General features: G+C 41.2%; 8 protein-coding genes. 4 read left to right on the top strand and 4 right to left on the bottom strand.

The window, feature by feature from the left end; all coding sequences use genetic code 11:
- Positions 1 to 166: 166 nt before the first annotated feature.
- The 4 genes from modB to speB form a co-directional block, all read right to left on the bottom strand.
- Positions 167 to 1,987: a molybdate ABC transporter permease subunit gene (modB, locus tag ACUVJL_RS22165; RefSeq protein WP_445247809.1), complete on the bottom strand. Its 1,821-nt coding sequence runs from the start codon at positions 1,985 to 1,987 to the stop codon at positions 167 to 169.
- Between the two features lie 70 nt (positions 1,988 to 2,057).
- Entirely contained in the window at positions 2,058 to 2,864 is an 807-nt protein-coding gene (gene modA / locus ACUVJL_RS22160) for a molybdate ABC transporter substrate-binding protein (RefSeq protein ID WP_445247808.1), read from the bottom strand.
- A gap of 191 nt (positions 2,865 to 3,055) precedes the next feature.
- Entirely contained in the window at positions 3,056 to 3,610 is a 555-nt protein-coding gene (locus ACUVJL_RS22155; RefSeq protein WP_445247807.1) for a thioredoxin family protein, read from the bottom strand.
- Between the two features lie 131 nt (positions 3,611 to 3,741).
- Positions 3,742 to 4,671 (bottom strand): agmatinase, encoded by a 930-nt coding sequence (speB, locus tag ACUVJL_RS22150; RefSeq protein WP_445247806.1) that lies wholly within the window; start codon positions 4,669 to 4,671, stop codon positions 3,742 to 3,744.
- A gap of 626 nt (positions 4,672 to 5,297) precedes the next feature.
- Between speB and ACUVJL_RS22145 the strand changes: the two genes are divergently transcribed.
- The 4 genes from ACUVJL_RS22145 to ACUVJL_RS22130 all read left to right on the top strand — a co-directional run bounded on the left by ACUVJL_RS22145 (position 5,298) and on the right by ACUVJL_RS22130 (position 9,718).
- Entirely contained in the window at positions 5,298 to 6,212 is a 915-nt protein-coding gene (locus tag ACUVJL_RS22145) for an alpha/beta fold hydrolase (protein ID WP_445247805.1), read from the top strand.
- Between the two features lie 216 nt (positions 6,213 to 6,428).
- Positions 6,429 to 7,556 (top strand): DUF262 domain-containing protein, encoded by a 1,128-nt coding sequence (locus ACUVJL_RS22140; protein ID WP_445247804.1) that lies wholly within the window; start codon positions 6,429 to 6,431, stop codon positions 7,554 to 7,556.
- A complete protein-coding gene (locus ACUVJL_RS22135; RefSeq protein ID WP_445247803.1) occupies positions 7,546 to 8,820 on the top strand; it encodes an AAA family ATPase in 1,275 nt (424 codons plus the stop codon). Before ACUVJL_RS22140 ends, ACUVJL_RS22135 begins: the two co-directional genes overlap by 11 nt.
- 1 nt (position 8,821) lies before the next feature.
- Positions 8,822 to 9,718, top strand: a complete 897-nt coding sequence (locus ACUVJL_RS22130) for a hypothetical protein (RefSeq protein ID WP_445247802.1) — start codon at positions 8,822 to 8,824, stop codon at positions 9,716 to 9,718.
- Positions 9,719 to 10,102 lie beyond the last annotated feature (384 nt).

The following is a 10,102-nucleotide window of genomic DNA, read 5'->3' as shown; positions in this document are numbered from 1 at the left end:
AACTGGTTAACTATTAGCGACAGAGCAAGGAACTAGCTTCGCATTCCAGGGTGTCGTGACCTTAATAACGTAGTCAATTAAGACGCTTGGCTGGTCAGAATGGCTCTCTAGATTTCTCCTTCAAGCCTCATCCCTTTAGGGTGAGGTTCCTGACAGACTGGTTAACTCATGCCTCCATTAATATTAACCTAATTGGCTCGATCTGAACATACCAGGGAAAAGGATTGTCCTTCATAGCCCTCCACTTTTCCTTAAAAACTTCGGCTTGCAAGTGATAATCTTGGGAATGATTGGGAGGCGAGTGCAATTTGAGATATAATGTCACCCGGTGCGGAGTTTCCACAGTTGAGGCGATCCAACAAGCAAAAGTATTTTCGCGATCGCACCCGCTAACAAAACTCAGTTGATGAGCCCGAATTCCCACAGAAACTAGAGATTTGGGAATTGGTTCGACTACAGTCAGAGTACAGCCCCAGTCGATCGCCTCGACGACAGTTACGGAGATCGGTTTAGCGGCAGAGAAGTTCTTACAGCCAGTCAACTGGGCGACAGTGAAATTGCCAGGGCGATCGAAAATGTTCTCTTTGGTATCAAAGGCGATCGGCCTTCCCTCGGCCAACACCAACAGATTTTTGCACACCCGGTAAACTTCCTCTAAATTGTGGCTGACAAACAAAGTAATTCCCGGATAATTAACCAGAGTCTGCATTAACTCCCGTTCCAGTTGACTGCGCAAGTGAGTGTCCAAAGCAGAAAACGGTTCGTCTAACAGCAGCAAATCGGGAGAAGGGGCGATCGCCCTCGCCAAAGCCACCCGCTGCTGTTGGCCCCCCGAAAGTTCTTGCGGGTAGCGGTTTTCCAGTCCCGACATTTGCATCGAAATTAGTTGTTCTTTTACCCGAAGTTTTTGCTCGCTTTCAGATAAATGCTGCAAGCCAAACGCAATATTTTGAGCAACACTCAGGTGAGGAAATAAAGCATAGTTTTGAAACAAAAAACCGATGCGGCGGTCTTTAGAAGGTACATTAATGCCCTGTGCTGAGTCAAATAAAACCTTGCCGTTGACTACAATTTTACCGCTGCTGGGAGTTTCCAAACCAGCGATGCAGCGCAGAGTCATGCTTTTGCCGGAACCCGATGCGCCCAAAATTCCCAGGACTTCCGGGCTGATATCGAAGCCGACATCCAAGGCAAAGCCGGAGAGAGGTTTAAAAATCTTTAAACAAAGTCCGCTTTCCGGTTGTTTTGTTGTAGACTTTGTGGTAAAATAAGAGGCAGCTTTGGAAAAATTAGATTCCAGTTTTTGGCTCGAATTTGGTTTGGGCGAGATCCTTTGTAAATCAGTCCAAAAATTAACAGCAGTTAGCACGCTCAAAGAAAGACTAAGAATAATCAAAACCCAAATAGCAGCTTGCCTCATATCCCCTGCTTCCACAGCAAAATAAATTGCCATCGGGATAGTTTGAGTTTGTCCGGGAATGTTCCCCGCTAACATCAGCGTCGCGCCGAATTCGCCCAAAGCGCGAGCAAATGCGAGAATAGTTCCTGCTAAAATTCCCGGCCATGCTAGCGGCAACATAATTCGCCAAAAGACTTGCCACTCCGAGGCCCCCAAAGTGCGAGCAGCGTTGAGAAGATTGGCATCAATTTGCTCAAAAGCTCCCAAAGCAGTTTTGTACATGAGGGGAAAGGATACAACTGTGGCAGTAATAGCGGCCGCTTGCCAAGTGAAAACTATAGTTAAGTCAAATTGTAGCAAGAATTGACCGATCGCCCCATTTCTCCCAAACAGCAGCAGCAGCAAAAATCCCACTACTGTCGGCGGCAAAACTAAGGGAGAAATAAAAATCCCTTCAATCAAAGCTTTACCCCTGATGCGAGTTAAAAGCATCCACCGAGCAGCCGCTATTCCCATAAAAAAGGTGATAAATGTCGCAATAGCCGAGGATTTTAGAGATATCCAGAGCGGAGAAATATCAAATTCCATCTATAAATACATCCGCGTTAATCAGCGCTTATCTGCTATCATCAGCGGTAAAAAATCCCTAATTAGTTAGTTATCCAACTATACCAAATCCGTATTTCTGAAATAATATTTTAGCCCGATCGCCAGCTAAAAACTCAACAAACGCTTTAGCCGCAGCGGGATTGTGGCTGTTTCTGATAACTGCCAGCGGATAAACAATCGGCGAGTGCAAATTTGCCGCAGCCGTGGCGCGTACCGCGACTTTTAGCGATGCTTTGGCATCAGTCGCGTAGACTATAGCTGCATCCGCATTGCCACTTTCTACAAAAGTCAGCACTTGGCGGACGTTATTTCCTAGCACTAATTTTGGTAAAACTTGCTGCCACAATCCCAGCTTACTTAGCATTTCCTGAGCGTATTGTCCCACAGGTACGCTCTTGGGTTCGCCGATCGCAATTTTCTTAATTCTGGCCTCTGTCAACTGTTTAAAATCGCTCAAAACAACGCCATTTTTAGCGCTAATCAAAACCAGGCGATTTGTCAGCAAATTCCGGCGCGTGTCGTCAATCAGCAAATTAGCTTGCTGCAAAGCATCCATTTGTTTGGTAGCGGCGCTCAAGAATACATCTACCGGGGCTCCTTGCTGAATTTGCTGCTCTAGAGCACCGGAAGCACCAAAATTATAAGTAATAGTAACATTAGGATTGCTGCCTTGATAAACAGTCTTGATTTCTGCTAAGGCTGGCGACAGACTGATAGCAGCAGATACAGTTAAAGACGTGCGCTGTTGCGTCGCGACTGGAGAAACACTCTGAAATAAATTGCAACTAATCAGCAGTGCTAGCGCCGCGATGGCTGCGAAAATCAAATTGAGAATGCGTGTATTTTTTAAGTTCACCGAAAAGAGTTTTGAATTTTAATTTTGAGTTACTCCGAAACCAATATAAAACTATCTTCTTCTCTTTCTTGCTTCGTGCTCTTCGCGTCTTCGCGGTTCGTTAACAGAACTTAGGCGCTACTTAAAGCGATAAGGTGCGCTGTGCGCACCCTACATAATTAGTCCAGGATTGTTAATTTAAAACCTCCCGATTATCGCCACTTGATAGAACAGCCTTGAGCCTCTGTACTCGAAGGCTCCACCGGTTCGCTTTTGAGCAATTGGTCGATCGCACTCCGCAGATAAGACACCCCCACCGCCGCCGGATCGTCGGCGTTGTCGTCAATTAAACCTTTATAGCGCAATCTGCCGTCTTGGTCTAACAAAAAAACCTCCGGCGTTTTAGAAGCCCCAAAACTTTCAGCCACATCTTGAGCAACATCTCGGATGTACGGGAAGTTGAGTTGATTGTTGGCTGCAAAAATTTTCATTTTCTCAAAACTGTCGTCGGGATACTGGTTTGGATCGTTTGCATTAATCCCGATTAAAGTAACATCTCGATCTTGAAAATCTGCTTGAATTTCTTTCATACGATTGAGATACAACTGCACGTAAGGGCAATGATTGCACATAAATATCACCGCGATCGCCCGAAATTTTTCTAAATATCGAGATAAATGGTGAACGTCTTCGTCAATTCCCGGCAGTTCAAAATCGGGAGCGTAGCCGTTAATGGGAGTTCCGGTTGTTTCCATTAGTAAACTCATTTTTTGAGGAGGTGAGGAGCAGTTTTGCAAGCATGAAAGATGAAACTGTCAGTGCGAATAAAATTGGCTGTTTTTTGCTTTAGCTTAATTTTAGCCTTGCCAACAGCCTATTTTGATTCCTACTTCGCGATTTATCCCTCGTCTGGCTTTAGCCAACCTTGAGCCAGTGCTTGATATCCAATAAGTTTGTATGCTAATTTGGCTGCGGTAAATTCTGAGACTACAGAATCTACAATAGGTGCTAATTCCATAATGTCACACCCGATTACTTCGTAGGACTCGAAGATGCGGCGCAAAAATCCGGTGAGGGAATACCAATTTAACCCGCCCGGTTCGGGTGTGCCCACCCCTGGAATTAAAGTCGGATCGATGCCGTCTAAGTCTATAGTCAAAAATACTCGCTTAGTTGTGATGCTGGCAATTGCCCGATCGGCCCAATCCGGTTGACTAGCGATTTCCCTAGCTCGAATCACGTTTAGCTGTTTTGCTTTAATCAAGTCTGCTTCTTCTTTGCAGATAGCGCGAATCCCGATTTGCAGTGTCGGTAAGCCCATATCTACAATACGCCGCATCACGCAGGCGTGGTTGTGGATCGAGCCTTCGTACTCGTGCCGCAAGTCGCCGTGGGCGTCGATTTGCACGACTGTGAAAGGTTCATCCGGGTATGCTTGGCGATAACCTTCGACAACGCCCGCAGTGATGCTGTGTTCGCCTCCGAGGGAGATGACAAATTTATTTTCGGTAACTAGCTGGTGGACGGAGGCTTGGGTGACTCGCAGCATTTCTGAGGATGAAACCCGTTGACTGTTGCGAGTATCGGCGATCGGCTCTTTTGTATAAATTCCGACATCGTAGCAAACTTCGGAATCTAGTTCTTCATCGTAGCACTCGAGTTGATGAGAAGCTTCTAGAAGTTTCGCCGGTCCGTTTTCGCACCCCCGGCGGTAAGTGGTGGTAGCTTCGTAGGGAATTGGTAAGATTACTACTTTGGCGGTGTCGTAGTCTGGTACAATTTCTGAGCCCAGAAACGGTACGACAGCAGTGGAAACGATCGTTGGCATAAGGGAAATTTCAATAAGGCAAAGAAGTCAGCATCTTTAATCCTGACATAATATCGGCTCTAACTGCAAAGTCAGAACGAATAAGGAAGAAAGAAGAGAAATGAACCGCAGAGAGCGCAGAGAACGCTGAGGGAAGAGGGAAGAGGGTTTGAGATTTATGTCCTAGCGGTTGCCTCGAATTGCGATACGGTTTGTAGTATTGACATACTCACCGACCTGAAGGTGCGGTGATTCCTAAGCCTCACAACTTAGGTTTCTGCTTCTTAGCAGCGGCCTCCACCCTCAAGGAGATTTGGTCTTATGCTCGCTCCACAGACTAACCCGCAAGCCCTGCGGTTTTATGTGTCGAATACCAACAAAAATCTTTGTTGTTTGATTCTAGGGGTGGACTGTCCATTGCCCTGTCCTCTTTTCCCGGTCTACCGATTTTTCTTCCCCGTTGCAATTGTTGCAAGCTTTGGTGTTAGGGTTTATGTCTCCATCGTCACGGGTGGGTCATTGACCACTCAAATTATACCAGTAAAGCCGTCCTAAAAGGACGGGGTTTCTACCCAAATTTTCTGATGACTTGAGTCCTTTGCAGCCTTGCATTCATCTAAAATCTAAAATCTAAAATCTAAAATCCCATGACATCTTCTATTCCCACTTCGTCAACAGTTGCTGCACCTCAAACTTGGCTGTGGAAAGGCTTTCCGATTTGCTACCAGGCTGCGGGTTCCCAGGGGCCTGCGGTGGTGTTTGTCCACGGTTTTGGTGCGTCTTGGGGCCACTGGCGCAAGAATTTGCCGGCGCTGGCTGCTGATTGCCACTGTTATGCGATCGACCTCATCGGTTTTGGCGGTTCTGCTAAACCCCAGCCCAAGCTTGAAATTGACTATACTTTTGAAACTTGGGGACAGCTAATTGCTGATTTTTGTCGGGAAGTTGCGGGCGGGCCGGCTTTTTTGGTGGGAAATTCGATCGGCTGTGTGGCAATTATGCAAGCGGCTGTTGATTTTCCCGATATTGCTGAGGGCGTAATTTTACTCAATTGTTCCCTGCGCTTGCTGCACGATCGCAAACGCGCCGAATTGCCTTGGTATCGCAGTTTTGGAGCCCCAATTGCACAAAAAATTTTAAATGTCAAGTGGATAAGTCAATTATTTTTTAAACAATTAGCAACGCCAAAAACACTCAAAAAAGTGCTTTTGCAAGCTTATCGCCGTCCTGAATCTGTCACCGACGAACTCGTAAATATGCTGCTGGAACCTGCCAAAGACAGCGGCGCAGTCGAAGTATTTGTGGCATTTATCAGTTATTCTCAAGGGCCACTACCGGAGGATTTGTTGCCGCGTTTGAGCTGTCCTGCTTTGATTTTGTGGGGTACGGAGGACCCTTGGGAGCCGATCGCTTTGGGGCGAGAATTGGCAAAGTTTCCGGCTGTTGAAAAGTTTATTCCTTTGGAGGGAGTGGGCCATTGTCCCCAGGATGAAGCGCCGGAATTGGTCAATCCTATTTTACTCGATTGGATTAAAGAGCGATCGGCATTTACCGAAAATTAGTGCATTTTATTTGTAAAAAAATAGAAGACCCAGATACCCGACTTTTTGAACAAGTCGGGACTTAAACAAAAAATCAGTGCTAAGCATGATACAATCCATTAAAGCCAGTTTTGGCTTGGTTTGGGCTTAACATTTGTTTAAGTCCCGTTAAGAAATTACAGGCTAGTGCAATTGAGGAATCATCAAGGTTACACATATTAGGAGAAGCAGCAAATAATGACAGAGAGTGAACTCCAAGATGATGTCATCAAAACAGATGAGGATACTGCTGAAGAGGATAGTGGTGATAGTGGTGGATTGTATCCTTACGATCCAACTGAAGCAGATATTGATATTAGAGAAGATCCTCAAACTGTTTTTGAGTTATTGAGGAAATATGACAATGGCAGGCTGATTATCGATCCAGATTTTCAACGCAATGTAGTTTGGGAATTAGACAAAAAAAGTAAATTTATTGAATCTGTTATCCTAAATTTCCCCCTTCCTCCCTGGTATTTAAATCAAACAAAAGAGGGAAAACTAATTATTGTAGACGGTCTACAGCGGACTACAGCTTTACATAATTTTGTTAAGAATGAATTTAAGTTAAGTGGTTTAGAAGCATTAACTAAGTTGAATGGTTACACCTTTTTAGAACTTAAAGAACTACCAGGTGACTATCAAACAAGGATTGAAGATAAAAAACTTAACATATATCTTATTAAGCCCTCTGTTCCCGTTAAAGTTGTCTATGATATTTTCAATAGAATTAACACAGGAGGAACTAAACTTCAACGTCAAGAAGTTAGAAACTGTATTTTTTCCGGAAAATCAACCAAGCTGCTAAAAGAGTTATCAGAAAAAGAATATTTTAGAAAGGCTACAGACAACGGTGTTTCACCCAAAAGAATGAAGGATAGAGAAGTTATTTTGCGTTACTTGGCTTTTAAAATATTTGATTATGAAAAAGATTATCAAGGTGATATGAGTGATTTTGTAGGAAGAGCTATGAAAAAGATTAATTTAATGGATGATCGAGAAATAGAGCTATTAAAAAATGATTTTGAGCGAGTAATGAATTTAACTTTTGAATTTTTTGGTCCTAAAAATTTTCGTTTGCCCTCGGATCGAAATAGGGGAATGATAAATAGGGCAATTTTTGAATCTGTGTGTTATTTTTTTTCTGCAAGCAGCGATAATTTTTTAGAAGCTCACAAGAAATCTATTCAAGATAACTTTATTAAATTGCTTGAAAATCCAGAATACATTGACGCTATAAGGTATTCCACGAGTAGCAAATCTAAAGTTATTACCCGCTTTAAACTAGCACAAGATATTTTAGGAGACGTAGAAAATGCTAACTAAAATAGAGTTAAAAAACTTTAAGTGTTTTAAAGATAAAATACAGTTTCCTTTAACACAGATCAACCTGTTGACCGGCATAAATGGGCGTGGTAAATCTACTATTTTACAAGCTTTGCTTTTAATGCGACAATCTATTGAGCATAGTGAAGTGACAACCCAAATTCTGTTGAATGGAAGTTGTGTAAGACTGGGTAATTTTGTTGATGTTAGGAATAGTAGTATCTCAAGAGATGAACCCATTGTACTTAAATATTATTTCCATGAAATTGTTCATCCCAATAAAGTTATTCATAAATGTATGGAATATTTATTAAGAGAAAATTTAGATGATGATATGGTGGCAGAAATCAGAGAGATCAACTTGTGTAATAAATTTAATTTAGACAATTCAGTTACTACGGTACAGAGAAAGTATTTAAAAAAAGATAATACTAATGAATACTCAACTACTGAGAATGAACCAAAAAGATTGGGCGACTGTTCATTAAATAATTTAATACCTAATGATTCTATTTTAATAGAAGATGAAAAATTTTATTTGAATTCCTTAGATGAATATTTTAATTTTAGTCATATCCACTACATTTCAGCCGATCGCATTGGTCCACAAGAATTTTATTTCAAGTCCACTTTGAAAAAGTTTCCTAATGTAGGTGCAAAAGGCGAATTTACCGTAAATTTGCTTTATAGAAAACGAAATGATTTAGTTGATGATATGTTGTGCTTAGGAGAGAATGCAAAGACATTATCTAATCAAACAGAAGAATGGCTAAGTTATGTTTTTGAGGGAGCTAAAGTAGAAATATCACAATCAATAAGTAACATTTTAGAACCTTTATTTAATACCAACGCCTCAAAAGATCGTTATAAACCAGCTAATGTTGGCTTTGGATACCATTGCATTTTGCCAATTATTGTTTCAGGATTAATTGCTAGAAAAGGTGAAATATTAATTGTAGAAAACCCAGAAGCGCATTTACACCCAAAAGCGCAATCGCGACTAACTCACTTTCTAGCTAAGGTTAGCAGTTGTGGCGTACAAGTTTTTATTGAATCACATAGCGATCATATTTTAAATGCCTTGCGAATAGCTGTGCTTGATAAAATTATTGACCATGAAAATTTAAATATATTATACTTACAGCTAAATTCCGATCAACCAGTTGTACAAATTCCTGTTCAACCTAATGGAGGAATTGAAGAATGGCCTAAAGGATTTTTTGACCAAATGGATAAAGATTTTGAACGTCTTTTTGGAATCTAAAATGGAAATTTTTATTAATGAAGTATCCCTTGAGGGACAGTATCTTAATGAAGCCGAATTCACAAAAGCAGTAAGAGTTTTTAAAGCTATTTTTGAAGTGATTAATGAAAAAATTAAAGATAAACAGATATATAAGGAGGATAATAAATTCTTTGTCAACTATGAAGCGGTAAAAGTCTCTAATTTTAATAAAAGCTTAAATCAAATTAAAGATAAATCACTTAAACAAGCCTTCATGAATATTGTTTTTAATAAATCAAATCCTAAAGAATGGCGTACAGAACAAGTACATTCTTCAACAGACTGGTTTGATTGTTTGATGATTAATGGACAGTACAAGGTTGTAAATGATACATCATTAGCAGAAATAGCTGAGAGAAAATTACAAAACAGTAGGTCAACCTATTTATTGATTAATTTTATTAATTCCAGTTTTCACCTTGTTCATCCACATATTACTAATTGTTGCTTAATTACTATAGTTAAAAATAATGATGAAGTAAATTGTATAAAATTAGATTGTCTTGATGATAAATCTGCGCTTGAAGATTGGCTAGAACATACATTTAATTTAAGCTGTTCAGTATATGATGAACTCTCTAATGACCCTCCCAGAGATGAGCAAACTATACTAAGAGACAAACAAAGATTTCAAAAAACTTCATCCAGGTGGCATGACAGAGCTATCTACCGCGAAGTAGCTACAGACCGATATTGGTATGTAGATAATTTACATTGCGGGAAATCCGCTCACCTAGAAGTGTTTAATAAAGCTAAATCTCATGTTGGAGAAGCTGATATAGAAGGCAACATTGATGAGTCTAAACGAGATCAAAATAAACGATTAGATAGATATTTGAACGCGCGCAGACCCGATGACCCGACACCCGCGCAATGAAGCTAGTTGCCCGGCCACACTTCCCACAGCGCCGGTGGCTGCCGAAATAAAAATAATGTCGTTGGCTTTGACTTCTACCCAATTCAACCCAACCCAAGCAATCATACCCGTCATGCCGAGGGTGCCGAGGTAAACCGAAAGCAAAAATTTAGGCGTAGCGAGAATACTTTGCTAGTGGGACTTAAACAAATTATGGGCTAAAATCGCAGGGTAAACGCATCTTAACTGGAACCCAAAATATGCTACTAGGACTTACGCATTGACAAAAAACATCATCTATGTATTCTAGACAATGCCACCACTACTAAAGTTTGCTAAAATATGCTCACGTATAACTGAAGTGAATAGATTCCTTTGGACTTCATACCAGTTACTAATTATTTT

Origin of the sequence: Microcoleus sp. OTE_8_concoct_300 (genome assembly GCF_031383065.1) — a bacterium.
Taxonomy (GTDB): Bacteria; Cyanobacteriota; Cyanobacteriia; order Cyanobacteriales; family Microcoleaceae; genus Microcoleus.
This window is presented reverse-complemented; position numbering and strand designations above follow the sequence as displayed.

Coding starts and splice junctions, on each gene's coding strand:
- modB (WP_445247809.1), bottom strand. CDS start 1,987: ATGGAATTTGATATTTCTCCGCTCTGGATATCTCTAAAATCCTCGGCT.
- ACUVJL_RS22155 (WP_445247807.1), bottom strand. CDS start 3,610: ATGAGTTTACTAATGGAAACAACCGGAACTCCCATTAACGGCTACGCT.
- speB (WP_445247806.1), bottom strand. CDS start 4,671: ATGCCAACGATCGTTTCCACTGCTGTCGTACCGTTTCTGGGCTCAGAA.
- ACUVJL_RS22145 (WP_445247805.1), top strand. CDS start 5,298: ATGACATCTTCTATTCCCACTTCGTCAACAGTTGCTGCACCTCAAACT.
- ACUVJL_RS22140 (WP_445247804.1), top strand. CDS start 6,429: ATGACAGAGAGTGAACTCCAAGATGATGTCATCAAAACAGATGAGGAT.
- ACUVJL_RS22135 (WP_445247803.1), top strand. CDS start 7,546: ATGCTAACTAAAATAGAGTTAAAAAACTTTAAGTGTTTTAAAGATAAA.
- ACUVJL_RS22130 (WP_445247802.1), top strand. CDS start 8,822: ATGGAAATTTTTATTAATGAAGTATCCCTTGAGGGACAGTATCTTAAT.